Annotated in this window: 15 protein-coding genes; 9 read left to right on the top strand and 6 right to left on the bottom strand. The window is 53.9% G+C overall.

The annotated features are described in order from the left end of the window. Positions 1 to 36 precede the first annotated feature (36 nt). From ACZ41M_RS09610 to ACZ41M_RS09595, 4 genes are all read left to right on the top strand, one after another. Positions 37 to 1038: a DUF4424 family protein gene (locus tag ACZ41M_RS09610; protein WP_464731375.1), complete on the top strand. Its 1002-nt coding sequence runs from the start codon at positions 37 to 39 to the stop codon at positions 1036 to 1038. A 70-nt stretch (positions 1039 to 1108) separates the two neighbouring features. After that, the gene (gene aroA / locus ACZ41M_RS09605; protein WP_464731376.1) at positions 1109 to 2431 is read left to right on the top strand and encodes a 3-phosphoshikimate 1-carboxyvinyltransferase; all 1323 of its coding nucleotides are present in this window, start codon (positions 1109 to 1111) and stop codon (positions 2429 to 2431) included. Next, the gene (locus tag ACZ41M_RS09600; protein WP_464731377.1) at positions 2428 to 3111 is read left to right on the top strand and encodes a YecA/YgfB family protein; all 684 of its coding nucleotides are present in this window, start codon (positions 2428 to 2430) and stop codon (positions 3109 to 3111) included. The genes aroA and ACZ41M_RS09600 overlap by 4 nt, the downstream gene beginning before the upstream one ends. Before the next feature lie 13 nt (positions 3112 to 3124). After that, positions 3125 to 3670 (top strand): YaeQ family protein, encoded by a 546-nt coding sequence (locus tag ACZ41M_RS09595; protein ID WP_464731378.1) that lies wholly within the window; start codon positions 3125 to 3127, stop codon positions 3668 to 3670. 46 nt (positions 3671 to 3716) lie between these two features. On the opposite strand, the gene ACZ41M_RS09590 is transcribed toward ACZ41M_RS09595, so the two are convergent. After that, positions 3717 to 4319 carry an SCO family protein gene (locus ACZ41M_RS09590; protein ID WP_464731379.1) on the bottom strand — a complete coding sequence of 201 codons (603 nt, stop codon included), beginning with the start codon at positions 4317 to 4319 and terminating at the stop codon, positions 3717 to 3719. Further along, entirely contained in the window at positions 4316 to 5155 is an 840-nt protein-coding gene (locus ACZ41M_RS09585) for a hypothetical protein (RefSeq protein WP_464731380.1), read from the bottom strand. The genes ACZ41M_RS09590 and ACZ41M_RS09585 overlap by 4 nt, the downstream gene beginning before the upstream one ends. 111 nt (positions 5156 to 5266) lie before the next feature. On the opposite strand from ACZ41M_RS09585, the gene ACZ41M_RS09580 reads away from it, so the two are divergent. From ACZ41M_RS09580 to ACZ41M_RS09560, 5 genes are all read left to right on the top strand, one after another. Continuing rightward, positions 5267 to 6058: a ComF family protein gene (locus tag ACZ41M_RS09580; RefSeq protein WP_464731381.1), complete on the top strand. Its 792-nt coding sequence runs from the start codon at positions 5267 to 5269 to the stop codon at positions 6056 to 6058. 31 nt (positions 6059 to 6089) lie between these two features. Further along, the gene (gene trmL, locus ACZ41M_RS09575; RefSeq protein WP_464731382.1) at positions 6090 to 6560 is read left to right on the top strand and encodes a tRNA (uridine(34)/cytosine(34)/5-carboxymethylaminomethyluridine(34)-2'-O)-methyltransferase TrmL; all 471 of its coding nucleotides are present in this window, start codon (positions 6090 to 6092) and stop codon (positions 6558 to 6560) included. 79 nt (positions 6561 to 6639) lie between these two features. Further along, positions 6640 to 7524: a carboxylating nicotinate-nucleotide diphosphorylase gene (gene nadC, locus ACZ41M_RS09570; RefSeq protein ID WP_464731383.1), complete on the top strand. Its 885-nt coding sequence runs from the start codon at positions 6640 to 6642 to the stop codon at positions 7522 to 7524. A 134-nt stretch (positions 7525 to 7658) separates the two neighbouring features. Further along, the gene (gene nadA, locus ACZ41M_RS09565; protein ID WP_464732159.1) at positions 7659 to 8792 is read left to right on the top strand and encodes a quinolinate synthase NadA; all 1134 of its coding nucleotides are present in this window, start codon (positions 7659 to 7661) and stop codon (positions 8790 to 8792) included. Between the two features lie 402 nt (positions 8793 to 9194). Beyond that, positions 9195 to 9866: an IS1595 family transposase gene (locus tag ACZ41M_RS09560; protein WP_464729991.1), complete on the top strand. Its 672-nt coding sequence runs from the start codon at positions 9195 to 9197 to the stop codon at positions 9864 to 9866. Here the strand turns inward: ACZ41M_RS09560 and ACZ41M_RS09555 are convergent. The 4 genes from ACZ41M_RS09555 to argB form a co-directional block, all read right to left on the bottom strand. Further along, the gene (locus ACZ41M_RS09555; protein ID WP_464731384.1) at positions 9838 to 10311 is read right to left on the bottom strand and encodes a HEPN family nuclease; all 474 of its coding nucleotides are present in this window, start codon (positions 10309 to 10311) and stop codon (positions 9838 to 9840) included. The genes ACZ41M_RS09560 and ACZ41M_RS09555 overlap by 29 nt on opposite strands. A 28-nt stretch (positions 10312 to 10339) precedes the next feature. Continuing rightward, positions 10340 to 11962, bottom strand: coding sequence for an L-aspartate oxidase (gene nadB, locus ACZ41M_RS09550; protein ID WP_464731385.1), 1623 nt, complete (start codon positions 11960 to 11962; stop codon positions 10340 to 10342). A 63-nt stretch (positions 11963 to 12025) separates the two neighbouring features. Continuing rightward, positions 12026 to 12472, bottom strand: a complete 447-nt coding sequence (locus ACZ41M_RS09545; RefSeq protein WP_464731386.1) for an HIT family protein — start codon at positions 12470 to 12472, stop codon at positions 12026 to 12028. Between the two features lie 17 nt (positions 12473 to 12489). Beyond that, positions 12490 to 13389 (bottom strand): acetylglutamate kinase, encoded by a 900-nt coding sequence (argB, locus tag ACZ41M_RS09540; RefSeq protein ID WP_464732160.1) that lies wholly within the window; start codon positions 13387 to 13389, stop codon positions 12490 to 12492. Positions 13390 to 13425: the final 36 nt, after the last annotated feature.

Raw genomic sequence — 13425 nt, 5'->3', positions numbered from 1 at the left:
TATGAAATATTTTTCTATCAATAGCTTAGGAGCTGCATGATGAAACACCCTGCGTATGGTTTTTCTCTGGCGTTACTGGGTTTGCTGGGCGCGATGCACAGCGCTCACGCCAATGATTCGGTCGGCTGGGTTTCTACCGGCGGCGTGCAGTACTTGAAAAGCGACGAGATTCGCATGGTGTCTGAGGATTTGTTTATCAGCGTCGATAAAATCCGAGTTGACTATGAGTTTCACAATGATGCGGCATCGGACATAACAGAAACGGTGCTGTTCCCGCTGCCTGCTGCCGCAACGGACGTTGATGGGGATTTTGCCAATGTTAAGGCTTTGCACCAATCATTCAAAATCTGGGTGAACGGTCAATCAGTCAAGCCAACGCAGCACGTTCGCGCGCTGTGGCGCGATACATCCAAGGCCAGCATCGATATTACCGAAGCCCTACGCACCGAATGCCATTTGAACGATGCGCAGATTGCCGATCCGGCCAGTTTGCTGCGCAATGGAAACGAAGATCATGTCATCCAACCCTGCCTTGCCCAATTGGCCAAAGCGCGCATCATTTCATCGCTTCCAATAGATCAGCCTGTTTGGGATTCGCAAATCATATACAGTTGGCAGCAAACCTTTCCGGCCAAGCAAAGCATTCGCGTACGCCACGAATACGTGCCGTTGATCGGTGGCAGCCTGGCTGGAATCTCGCGCAGTGATGAGGAATACGCGCGAGACATGCAGAAAACCTATTGCTTTGACGAGACGTTTTGGCAAAAAATGACGCGTAGCCAGCGTATTTATCCTTCTTATGAAGCCTTGGGCTACATCCTGACCACCGGCGCAAACTGGGCAAAGCCGATTGAGCGTTTTCACCTCACGATTGAGAAACCCAAAGACACATTGATGTCTTTGTGCTGGGATCGCTCATTAAAGAAAGTTTCAGACACTCGGTTTGAAGCGTATAAAACCAACTTTACGCCCACACGCGACATAGACATTATCTTTGCCATACCTGCCTTAAAGGATCAAGGAAATTGGCAACCTTGATTAAACTCAGTATGACGCTCAATCACCCTGCGTAAAATACTGTCCCAACCGAATCGTAACTTAATAGACTATGGAACAACTCACCCTCAACCCCACCCACCACGCCCGTGGCGAAGTCACCCTGCCCGGCTCGAAAAGCATTTCCAACCGTGTGCTGCTGCTCGCCGCATTGGCTGAAAAAGGCGCAACCACGCGCGTGCGCGACGTGCTCGACTCGGACGATACGCGCGTGATGCTAAACGCACTGAATACACTCGGTGTGTCGGTCACGCAGGTGGCAGAGCATGATTATGATGTGGTGGGCACAGGCGGCGACTTTCCCAATAAATCCGCGGATTTATTCATGGGCAACGCGGGTACGGCGATACGTCCACTGACGGCGGTATTGGCTTTGCAAAACGGTACATATCAGTTGCACGGTGTGCCACGCATGCATGAGCGCCCGATTGGCGATCTGCTCGACGCGCTGGCGCAAATCGGCGTGCAGGTCGCGTACACCGGCAATACGGGCTATCCGCCGTTCACGCTCACGCCCGCACGCATCCCCGACGGTAATCTGTCACTGTCAATCAAGGGCAATGTGTCGAGTCAATTTCTCACCGCCGTATTGATGGCCGCACCGCTACTGAATCGCAACGTCACCATTCACGTCATCGGCGAATTGATTTCCAAACCCTACATCGAAATCACGCTGAACCTGATGGCGCGTTTCGGCGTGCAGGTGACGCGCGACGGCTGGTCGTCGTTCACAATTCCATCGGGTTCGCACTATGTGTCGCCGAAGGAAATTTTTGTCGAAGGGGACGCGTCCTCCGCCTCGTATTTCATCGCGCTCGGCGCGCTCGGCGGCGGTCCGATCAAAATCCACGGCGTCGGTTTATCCAGCATCCAAGGCGACGTGAAATTCGCCGATGCACTGCAACTGATGGGCGCGAATGCGATGATGGGTGCGAACTGGATTGAGGTACGCGGCGTGCATCAGGACGATGGCACGGGCAACGAAACGCAATTGCGCGGCATCGAACTGGACTGCAACCACATTCCCGATGCGGCGATGACCCTGGCGACTGCTGCGCTGTTCGCGCACGGCACCACCCGATTGACCAATATTGCTTCGTGGCGCGTGAAGGAAACCGACCGCTTGAGCGCGATGGCGACCGAACTGCGCAAAGTCGGCGCGCATGTCATCGAAGGCGCGGATTTCATCGAAATCACGCCGCCCGCAGCGAACGAATGGCGTCATGCGGCGATTGATACCTACGACGATCACCGCATGGCGATGTGTTTTTCCTTACTCGCGCTGTCGCCCGTCGGCGTGACCATCAATAATCCGAAATGCGTGGGCAAAACCTTCCCGACGTATTTTGAAATACTGGAGACATTATTATCATGAAAATAGAAGACGCCATCGATATTGTTGAAGCAGCGCTCTTAGAATACCATCCCATTCACCAGCGAGAACTCAGCCTATTAGAGCAAAAGCTTGATAAGGGCGAGATGGATTTCTCGCCGATAATCGAAATCTCCGCTTTGGATGGCTATTTCACCGCCATCATCAGCGCCCCGAATTTGATCCCACCCTCCGAGTGGCTGCCGCACATTTGGGGTGAACCTCAATGTAGCCCTGAATGGAAAAATATCGATGAACTCAATTCCTTTATTCAAGCCGTTATGACTTTGTACAACCGCGTAGCGAAAAACCTGATGAAATCGGAATTAATACCTCTTATCCTTGAGATTGGCGATGATTTACGGCCTGTTTCCGTTTTATGGGTGCATGGTTATCTACACGGAATGCAATTATGGTCAGATTGGCAAGATGACGAAGTTATAAACACCCTCAGCGAAGATTTCGCCCGCCTCATGCTCCATGCCGAAACCGCACCCGATGATTGCTATGACTCCATAGAAGAGGGTGAAAATGAAATGGAACAAATTTTTGAGGCTGTACTTTCCATTCACGAATACTTTTTTGAGCGACGAACAGCGGACAGACTTGCCTCTACGCCGAAATCTAAACGTGGCGTGACCAAATCCCCGAAACCACCGAAACGCAAACGACGCTTACACTGATACAACCCATACAATGGCACTCAAATCCACCATTTACAAAGCCGAGCTGTCGATTGCCGACATGGATCGGTCGTATTACGCCGACCACGCTTTGACGCTCGCGCAGCACCCGTCCGAGACCGAGGAGCGCATGATGGTGCGCCTGCTGGCGTTTATCCTGAATGCGCACGAGCGCTTGATTTTTGGCAAGGGCATTTCCACCGACGAGGAGCCGGACTTGTGGCATCTCGATTATTCAGGTGAAATTCGCCAGTGGATTGAGGTTGGTTTGCCGGACGAGCGCCGCATACGCAAAGCCTGCGGGCGTGCCGATGCAGTCGCGGTGTATTTGTACGGCGCATTGGCGGATAAATGGTGGCGCGACAACGAATCGGCGATGATGCCGCTGGATAAAGTGTCGGTCTATCAACTGCCCGATACGTCAGCTCTCAAAACCCTGTGCCAGCGCAATATGACGCTGCAATGCACGGTGCAGGATGGTGATGTTTGGCTGTCGGATGCGCGTGGCGCGCTCGGCGCGCATTTATTGATGTGTCAAAAACGCAAGGCGTCGGCGTAATCGAATGACGGATAACACTGATAGGGCGCATGATGCGCCCTTATTTTTATTTACTTTGCGCCGCTAACATCTGCTTGATGTCGTGCACGATGGCTTCGGGTTTGGCCTCATACGGCGCGGACACGATGGTTTTGCCGTTCTCATCGAGCAGGTACAGATTCGCCGTGTGGTTCACGATGTAGTTCGGGCCGCTGCCTTCTTTTTCATACACCACTTGGAATTGTTTGGCCATCTCGCGCGTGCGCTCGATCGGGTCGGCGTAGGCGCCGATGAAGGTCGGGTTGAACGCGGCCATATAGGCTTTGAGCACTTCCGGTGTGTCGCGCTCGGGGTCAACGGTGATGAATACGACGCGCACTTTGTCCGCGTCCGCACCGAGTTGGTCCATCACGATTTTCATTTTGCCCAGCGTGGTCGGGCAAATATCGGGGCACTGGGTGTAGCCGAAAAACACGGCGCTGATTTTGCCTTTTTGCGGCGCGTTGACTTGGAGCGGCTCGCCGTTTTGCGTGGTCAGCGGGATGGTGGTGTGCAGATTGCTGGCGGTGACGTTGGTATTGAGGTACTGCGGCGTTGGCTGGCAAGCGCTCAGTACGGCAATCAGCAGCGCGGCCGATGCGGTTTTTTTGAGTAAACGGGATAACATCATTCAGTTCCTTCAGGGCGTTTGTTTAAACTGGCGGTGAGCGATTCGAGCGACACGGTGCGCACGCCGTCATCCGCGAGCTCTTTTGCTGTGACTGTCGGCTGCCACACCTGTCCGTAAATAATTTCGATCGAGAGCTGACGCACGCCCTCATCAAAAGCGGTTTGCGTCTGCACGCGCCAATGGCTACGTTCGGCATCGGACAGCGTTGGTAGACTGGGGCAAAAGTGCAGCACGTCTTGCCACAAGGTTTCTGCGTCGTCATAGCCCAAACGCACGGTTTCAACATCAAGCACGGGCAAGCCAAAACGCAAATCCTGCAAGCGTCGCCCCATCGCCATGATGGTCGGCAGATGCTGCACCTGCGCGAGCCAGTCGGCATTGCGATTGACCAGCTCGGGTAGAGAACCCGCCCCCAGCGTGGCGAACAGCAGCACGCCGTCCGGTGCAAACCAGCTCGGCAGCTGTGCCAATGCCGCGAGCGTATCGCCTGCGGCGATGGTGTCCAGCACGAACGGCGCGAGCAGCCGTTGTGCGGGTTGGGCTTGCGTCAGTTGTGTATCCCATTGTGCTGGTGCGATGCGCAGCGGCGTTGTGTTGGAGGCAAACGGATTGAGCTTTTTCCACAAGGATTTGTGTTCAGTAATCGGCGCGACATCACCCACACACCACTGCTCCACCGTCGCGTTGGGATACGCGGCGCGCAGATCGTCTGAGGGCAGCGGCGCGGGGCTGATTTCACGCACGCGTGTCAGCGGAGATTGAATCACCTCGGCGCGGCGCAGTAAATCGCGAGCAGCATAGTGCACCAGATTGTCAGGAATACGAGCTGTGGTCATTGGATATGTGCGTTAAAACGCTTTGAAACAGGTTGAATCATGCACGGATACGCCGTAACATGGCATTAAAGTTTCCCATTTTAACATGAGCCACCCAGCGCCCCAAACCGTATGTTCACCCATTTTGTCGAATCGCTGAATCAACGTAAAAACCGCCTGTATGACCATTTGGCCAAAAGGGTGGGCGGCTGCGTTTTATGCGGGCAAACGTCGGGGGAAATGCCTGCGTCGCCGCGCTTGTGCGCGGGCTGCGCCGAAACGCTGACACATACCAGCCTGGAGGAGGAACCGCATCCGCGCTGCACCCAATGCGCACATCTGCTGCACACCGCTGAGCCGCTGTGCGGCAATTGCCTGACCGATCCGCCTGCGTTTGATCGCAGTACGGTGTTTGCCGATTATGTCGGACAGATGCAGCATGCCTTGCTGCAATTTAAATTTCACCACGCCCTGCACCTCGCGCCACTGCTGGCCGATGGTCTGCGCCATGCGTTGAGCGCGTATGCGCAAACGCAGCGTCCCGATACGATCGTCCTCGTGCCCGCATTGCCCACGCGCGTGCAGCAGCGCGGCTTCAACCCTTTACGTTTAATCATGCAGCACATCGACCTGCGCGCGATTTGGCCGAGCAATACGCCGGTTTTCAGGCCCGATGCGCTGATGCGCGTGCATCACGATCAACTGCAAATTCATGTCAAACCCGATCAGCGGCGCAAGCAGGTGAAAAACGCCTTTGCGCTCGCGGCGGATTTTTCGCCACGCGACCAACACATCGCAGTGATCGACGACATCATCACCACGGGGGCGACGCTGCATGAAATCGCGCATACATTGAAACAATCCGGCGCGCGGCAGGTGGATAATGTGTTGATTGCCCGCACGCCGAAGTCGCCAAAGCTTTAAAATAGCGCTTTACCGTTTTTGCACACACATCATGTTTCACATCGTCCTCGTTCACCCCGAAATTCCGCCCAATACGGGCAATATCATTCGTCTGGCCGCCAATACCGGTTGTCAATTGCACCTGATCAAACCGCTCGGCTTTCCGCTCGATGACAGACGCATGGTGCGCGCGGGGCTGGATTACCACGAGTTCGCGCATCTGAATGTCTACGAGTCGTGGGAGGATTTTCTGCACCGCGCACAGCCGGATGCGACGCGGCTGTTTGCCCTGACCACCAAAGGCTCGCATGTGTTGACCGACACCCAATTTGCCGCCGGTGATTGGTTCGTATTCGGCTCGGAAACGCGCGGTCTGCCCGACGCGGTGCGTGAAACATTCCCCAGCCAGCAGCGCATCCGCCTGCCGATGATGCCAGGCAACCGCAGCCTGAATCTATCCAACAGCGCAGCCATCATTGTTTACGAAGCATGGCGACAATGCGGCTTTGCCGGTGGGCTGTAAGCACCCGATGTGCGAAAGCCCCAAAGCCTCGATTTTCAGTTAGACTAACACCCAAACGACCTTCCAAAAAGGACACCTCATGAACAAGCCATTTATCCCGCCCGCAGAAGTTGCCGAAGACGTCCGTGCCGCCCTCGCCGAAGACATCGGCACTGGCGATTTGACCGCCCTGATGATCGAGCCGACGCAGCAGGCGCGCGGCCATGTGATCGCGCGCGAGTCCGCAATACTCTGCGGCCAACCGTGGTTCGACGAAGCATTCAAGCAAGTCGATCCGAACGTTACGATTACCTGGCACGTCAAAGAAGGCGACCGCATCGAGCCAAACCAAGTACTGGTCGAAATGCACGGCGCCGCTCGCTCGCTCGTGACCGCCGAACGCACCGCACTGAACTTTTTACAACTGCTCTCCGGCACCGCCACCACCGTCAACACCTATGTGCAAGCCATCGCAGGCACGAAAACCCACGTCGTTGACTCGCGCAAAACCATACCAGGTCTGCGTCTGGCGCAAAAATACGCCGTGCGCGTCGGCGGCGGCGCGAACCACCGCGTCGGTTTATACGACGGCATTTTGATCAAAGAAAACCACATCGCCACCGCAGGTGGCGTCACTGCTGCACTCAAAGACGCCTACGCCATCGTGGCCGCGCCCGATGTCGCCGCGCGTCCGGAAGCGCCGTTCATCCAAATTGAAGTCGAGCGCCTCGATCAGCTCACTGAAGCCCTGCAAGCCGGTGCAAAAATGGTGCTGCTCGACAACATGACGCACGAACAAATCGCCGAAGCCGTGCGCATCAACCGCGACCAATTCAACGGTCAAGCCGTGCTCGAAGTATCGGGCAACGTCTCGCTGGACAACATCCGCAGCTACGCCGAACTCGGCGTGGATCGCATCTCCAGCGGCAGCCTGACCAAACACATCCGCGCGACCGACTACTCCATGCGCGTGAATGCGGTTTAAAAGTCTCCGAAAAAAGTAGGTTTTTACTTTTTTCGGTCTTAAAGATACATTCTTTGTTAGGGGAACCCTGACAAAGAATCAATAAAACCCAACTATTTAAAAACGAGTAGACTATGAGCATCAACGAACAAAAAATGTTTGAAGTCGATTACGACCTCGCACAATCAAACAAAGTATGCAACACCGCCGTTGCGTGGGCACAAGTGCCGAGCGAACCGTCCGCCGACGAACGCGAAGCACTGATCGCACGCATCAAAGAATTACTCATCGAGAAAAAAGCCCTGCTGGTCGCCCACTACTACGTGCATCCCGACCTGCAAGATTTAGCCGAAGCCACCGGCGGCATCGTCTCCGACTCGCTCGAAATGGCGCGTTTTGGCCGCGACCATCCGGCGCAAACCTTGGTGGTGGCGGGCGTACGCTTCATGGGCGAATCCGCCAAAATCCTCTCACCCGAAAAAACCGTCCTCGTGCCCGATCTGCGTGCCGAATGCTCGCTCGATCTCGGTTGCCCGATTGACGAATTTTCCGCATTTTGCGACGCACACCCCGACCGAACCGTCGTCGTGTACGCCAACACCTCAGCCGAAGTCAAAGCGCGCGCCGACTGGATGGTCACCTCATCCATCGCACTCAAAATCGTCGCGCATCTGAAAGAACAAGGCAAAAAAATCATCTGGGCACCCGATCGTCACCTCGGCACCTACATCCAAAAACAAACCGGCGCCGACATGCTGCTGTGGCAAGGCTCCTGCATCGTACACAACGAATTCAAAGCCATTGAACTCGAAAACCTCATGGCCAAACACCCCGACGCCAAAGTGCTGGTACACCCCGAATCACCTGATCCGGTCGTGCAACTGGCCGACATCGTCGGCTCCACCTCGGCGATTCTGAACGGCCCGAGCCAGTTTCCCGACACGCAAACCTTCATCGTCGCCACCGACAGCGGCATGCTGCACAAACTACGCCAACAGCACCCTGACAAAACCTTTATCGAAGCACCCACCGCAGGCGAATCCGCAACGTGTAAGAGCTGCGCGCACTGCCCGTGGATGGCGATGAACGATCTGCGCGGTGTGGTTGAAGTACTCGAAAAACTCGGCACCGGCTACAACGAAATCACCATCGACCCCGCGATTGCCGAACGCGCCAAACTACCGATTACGCGCATGCTCGATTTCGCCGCCGCCGAAAAAGCCAAAGCGCAGCAGTCTGAACCAAGCAAACAGCAAACTGATTTTCAGCCGAATATTGGGCCGGCGTAATTGCACAGCCTCATGCGTAGGGCGGGCAAATTAAAATTTGCCCGCCCTACTTCGCTAGAAGATTTACAATTTCAAAACCACTCCAATTTTTCTGTATCGGCTGCGCCATGTAATTTGCCAAGGCCTTCACAAATTGTTTCAGTTGATGAACATCCAGTTTTATTATCGAGAGTCTTATATACGGTTTACCATTTAAGTAAAGATACCCTTTATCTCCACTATCCTCTTTGAATTCAATCCCATCTTGGCAAAAGCTATACCTGTATTTCACCAAGTTCTCGAAAGAATCTTTTTTATAATATTTTCTTTGATTGTTTTTAACATCTGGGGAATTAATAAAACAAAAACTTTGGGTCTTAGGAAGCAAACGCATTAAAATAAGCGCTAAGCTCTTGAGACCAAATGAAAAACAAGTACTTCAACCATTCAAAAATTAGCGAAGCAAAGTTTCGTCAGATTTTAAGGTATTTTGCTCTAGATTTAACAGCAACCGAATGTGCCGCATTAAGCGGTATATCCGTCCGTTCAATCAACAGCATATACCTCAAGATTCGTCGTCGCTTGGCGATTGTTTGCCAGCAAGCCTCACCGCTTAAAGGCGAATTAGAAGCCGACGAATCTTACTTTGGTCCGCATCGAGTACGTGGTAAACGCGGACGAGGAGCTTCAGGTAAAACCATCGTGTTTGGCTTACTCAAACGCGATGGAAACATCTACACTGAGATTGTGCCGAATGCTTCAAAAGCCAGTCTGCAAGCCATTATCCGCGGAAAAGCAGATATTAATAGTATCATTCACACCGATGGCTGGCGTGGTTATGATGGCTTGGTGGACATCGGCTTTGATAAACACTTTCGGGTCAATCACGGTGCAGATGAGTTTGTGAATGGTTCTAATCATGTAAATGGGATAGAATCATTCTGGAGTTATGCCAAACGTCGTTTGATGCAGTTTAACGGCGTTCCGAAAAACACTTTTTTACTACACTTGAAGGAAACTGAATTTAGGTTTAATCACCGTAAGACTGATTTATATAAAGTCATTCTTAAGTTACTTCGTGATCAACCTTTGTAGCATTCTGCTTCCTAAGACCCAAACTTTTTATATTACCAGCTGAATCTTTAACGGCGGTATATCCTGTTGATGGCGTATCACTGTCTAAAGTGGTTTTTGTTGGATGGCTTACAGAATTACGTAGCCTCGTTATAAAATTCTCAAGATTTTTTTCCTCTTTAAACGTATTTTTGATCCAACATTTCTCATCAACACCCCAATTTGTCAAAGCAAGATCATTCAATGATTTTGCAAAATCTTCATGGCGACTATTGGTTTTCAGTTGATTAAGGTGCTCTTCGCAGATCGTAAGCAAAATCTGCAATATAGAAAGATACAATGTGCTATTAAACCTCTCTTCTGGGGCTAATTGAAGATAAAAACACTCATATTGCTCAACGATTCTTCCCAATCGATAAGCAATATCTGCGTAAATCTGTGCATCATCCGTTTGAAAATATTCCATGCCTCAATTCCTTTTTGAATTTCATTTCTCAATTCTTCGGTGTCAAAATCGTCGGCAGCGCTTTAGGTAACTCGCGTTTGTAGTCAAGGCTGTAGTGCAAACCGCGCGACTCGTGTCGGAAGCTCGCGCTGTTGATGATGAGTTCGGCGCAGGTAATGAGGTTGCGCAGCTCAACCAAATCAGGGGTGATTTGGTATTGGGTATAGTAGTCGTTGACCTCTTGTTTGAGCAGGCGCACGCGTTTTTCGGCTTGCTCGAGGCGCTTGTTGCTGCGCACGATGCCGACGTAGTTCCACATGGCTTGGCGCAGCGCGTCCCACGAGTGGGTGATCATGACGGCTTCGTCGGCGGGGATGACGCGCGAGGCGTCCCATTCGAGTAAATCAGGCGCTTTGTAGGCGAAGTTTTTCGCCGCCACTTCGTCGATGTTCTCCGCCACGGATTTACCCATGACCACGCATTCGAGCAGTGAGTTGGAGGCGAGTCGATTGGCGCCATGCAGGCCGGTGTAGGTGACTTCGCCGATGGCATAGAGGTTTTGAATATCGGTTCGCCCTGCGAGGTCGGTCGCGACGCCGCCGCAGGTGTAGTGCGCACCGGGTGCGACGGGAATCGGTTGGCGCGCCATGTCGATACCCAGCTCCAGACATTTGGCGTTGATGTTCGGAAAGTGTTCGTGCAAAAATTCTTCGGGCAGATGCGTCATGTCGAGGTAAACGCATTCAATACCGTTTTTCTTCATCTCAAAGTCAATCGCACGCGCGACGATGTCACGCGGCGCCAGCTCACCACGCTCGTCGTGGTCGAACATGAAGCGGTAGCCGGGCTGTCCGTCTTTGCTCGGCAGGCGCAAAATGCCGCCTTCGCCACGCAGCGCTTCGGAAATCAGGAATGATTTGGCGTGCGGGTGGTACAAACAGGTGGGGTGAAACTGCATGAATTCCATATTGACCACGCGGCAACCGGCGCGCCATGCCATCGCAATGCCATCGCCGGAGTTGCTGTCAGGATTGGTGGTCACTTTGTAGACTTTGCCCGCGCCGCCCGTGGCCAGCACGGTGAAACGCGCTTGTATCGAGCTGATTTGGTGTGTTTCACGGTGTTGGATATAAACGCCGTAGCAGCGCGCGTCTTTGCTTTTTTGCTGAATTTGACGTTTGTGTTTGTCGGTGATGAGGTCTACGGCAATGACATTTTCAAACACTTGAATATTGCTGTGCTCGCGTACGCGTTCGGCGAGTGCGACCTGAATCGCGTGCCCCGTGAGGTCATCCGCATGCACCACACGACGGTGGCTGTGGCCGCCCTCGCGCGTGAGGTGCAGTTTGCTCGCATCGTCATCCTCCATCGTGAATTTGACGCCCTGCGTCATCAGCCATTCTATGGAGCTTGGCGCGTTGGTAATGATGTGGCGGATGGCTTCAAACTCGCCCAACTCGGCACCGGCGACGAAGGTGTCGCGGATGTGGTTTTCAAAATTGTCGTCCGAGTCCATCACGGCGGCAATCCCGCCCTGCGCCAAATCGGATGAGCCGCTGACCAAGCCGCCTTTGGAGATCAAGGCGATTTTGTATTGTTCTCCGAGTGAAAGCGCGCAGCTCATGCCCGCCAAACCGCTACCGATAATCACGACATCGAATAATTGAGACATTGTTGGTTCCGTTTTTGTTGGATTGTTGGTTGTTTGGTTGATCCGTTGATTGGGTTTGTTGAATCAATGCGACCACAGCGCGATTTTCAGCGCGCGCAGATAGTCTGCCAGCAGCGCATCGGTCACGCCGTTGCGTTTGGCTTTTTTCGCTTGTTCGGGCGTGAGCGCCCACACGGGATTCGGGAAGCACGCATCATCGGCGTAGCGCGGAATGACGTGCCAGTGCACATGCGCGACCATATTGCCCAAACTGGCGAGATTAACCTTAGTCGGTTTGAGCACATCGCGCTGCACCTGCTCGACCAAGCACACCACGCGCATCAATTGGCTGCGCTGCTCGGGCGTCAAATCGGTCATCTCCGCCGCGTGTTCCTGCCAAATCACGCGCGTGAATCCGACGAACAGCGGATCGTCCACCAGTATGACGCGCAATTGCTCGTTTTGCCAAATCAGTTCGCCGCCGACCTGCTCGCACAGCTCGCAACCCGCGACTTTATTATCCCAATTCATCCTATCCTCTGCATGATTTATACGCTAATTGCCGTACCCACCGCCGCGTCGGTCAACAGACATTGCAGCAACACGTGCGGCACGCGGCCATCCACGATATGTACCGCGCCCACGCCGCGCTGCGCCGCATCCAGCGCCGAGTCGATTTTCGGCAGCATGCCACCATACAGCGTGCCATCGGCTTTGAGCACATCGGCGCTCGCGCTGTCGATGTGCGCGATCAATTCGCCTTGTTTGTCCAATACGCCTTTGATGTTGGTCAACAACATCAATTTGTGCGCGCGCACCGCCACCGCGATTTCGCCCGCCGCCACATCGGCGTTTACATTATGTGTCACGCCGTGATCGTCGGCGGCAATCGGCGAGACCACGGGTAAAAATTCAGCCGACAGCAAAGCGTCAATCGGTGCGCTGTCCACGCCGATGACCTCGCCCACCAGCCCGATGTCGTGCTGCACCGCCGGATCGTTCAGATCAGGCAGCAACATTTTTTTCACACGAATCATGCGGCCATCTTTGCCGCTCAGGCCAATGGCGCGCACGCCGTAGCTTTTGCCCGCTTGATTGATCAGATTCACGATTTGCCCCTGCACATTGCCGCACAGCACGCCATCAACGATACTCATGGTGTCGGCGTCGGTCACGCGCATTCCTTGCACAAACTGCCCTTCGATGCCGACGCGCTGGAGCATCGCGTCAATTTGCGGACCTCCGCCATGCACCACCACCACCGGTACGCCCATCGCGGTGAGCAGCGCCACGTCCTGCGCAAATTGCTGTTGCAGCGTTTCGTCGGTCATGGCGTTGCCACCGTATTTGACCACGATTTTTTGGTCTTGCAATTGCGTCAGGCGCTCCGACGTCGCGGTGACGCCCGCGTCTTTGATGGCGGGGACAAGTTTAGCCGCTTCGGCAATGAGTTCGGGCACGGATAAATACAGCATGGCGCTCTC

Source organism: Puribacter membranae (assembly GCF_055380425.1).
The sequence above is the reverse complement of the archived record's forward strand: the minus strand, read 5'-3'. Positions and strand labels throughout refer to the sequence as shown.

What these genes read in the sequence shown, in the direction of transcription:
- ACZ41M_RS09610 (WP_464731375.1), top strand. Translation starts at nt 37, where the DNA reads ATGATGAAACACCCTGCGTATGGTTTTTCTCTGGCGTTACTGGGTTTG.
- aroA (WP_464731376.1), top strand. Translation starts at nt 1,109, where the DNA reads ATGGAACAACTCACCCTCAACCCCACCCACCACGCCCGTGGCGAAGTC.
- ACZ41M_RS09600 (WP_464731377.1), top strand. Translation starts at nt 2,428, where the DNA reads ATGAAAATAGAAGACGCCATCGATATTGTTGAAGCAGCGCTCTTAGAA.
- ACZ41M_RS09595 (WP_464731378.1), top strand. Translation starts at nt 3,125, where the DNA reads ATGGCACTCAAATCCACCATTTACAAAGCCGAGCTGTCGATTGCCGAC.
- ACZ41M_RS09590 (WP_464731379.1), bottom strand. Translation starts at nt 4,319, where the DNA reads ATGATGTTATCCCGTTTACTCAAAAAAACCGCATCGGCCGCGCTGCTG.
- ACZ41M_RS09585 (WP_464731380.1), bottom strand. Translation starts at nt 5,155, where the DNA reads ATGACCACAGCTCGTATTCCTGACAATCTGGTGCACTATGCTGCTCGC.
- ACZ41M_RS09580 (WP_464731381.1), top strand. Translation starts at nt 5,267, where the DNA reads ATGTTCACCCATTTTGTCGAATCGCTGAATCAACGTAAAAACCGCCTG.
- trmL (WP_464731382.1), top strand. Translation starts at nt 6,090, where the DNA reads ATGTTTCACATCGTCCTCGTTCACCCCGAAATTCCGCCCAATACGGGC.
- nadC (WP_464731383.1), top strand. Translation starts at nt 6,640, where the DNA reads ATGAACAAGCCATTTATCCCGCCCGCAGAAGTTGCCGAAGACGTCCGT.
- nadA (WP_464732159.1), top strand. Translation starts at nt 7,659, where the DNA reads ATGTTTGAAGTCGATTACGACCTCGCACAATCAAACAAAGTATGCAAC.
- ACZ41M_RS09560 (WP_464729991.1), top strand. Translation starts at nt 9,195, where the DNA reads ATGAAAAACAAGTACTTCAACCATTCAAAAATTAGCGAAGCAAAGTTT.
- ACZ41M_RS09555 (WP_464731384.1), bottom strand. Translation starts at nt 10,311, where the DNA reads ATGGAATATTTTCAAACGGATGATGCACAGATTTACGCAGATATTGCT.
- nadB (WP_464731385.1), bottom strand. Translation starts at nt 11,962, where the DNA reads ATGTCTCAATTATTCGATGTCGTGATTATCGGTAGCGGTTTGGCGGGC.
- ACZ41M_RS09545 (WP_464731386.1), bottom strand. Translation starts at nt 12,472, where the DNA reads ATGAATTGGGATAATAAAGTCGCGGGTTGCGAGCTGTGCGAGCAGGTC.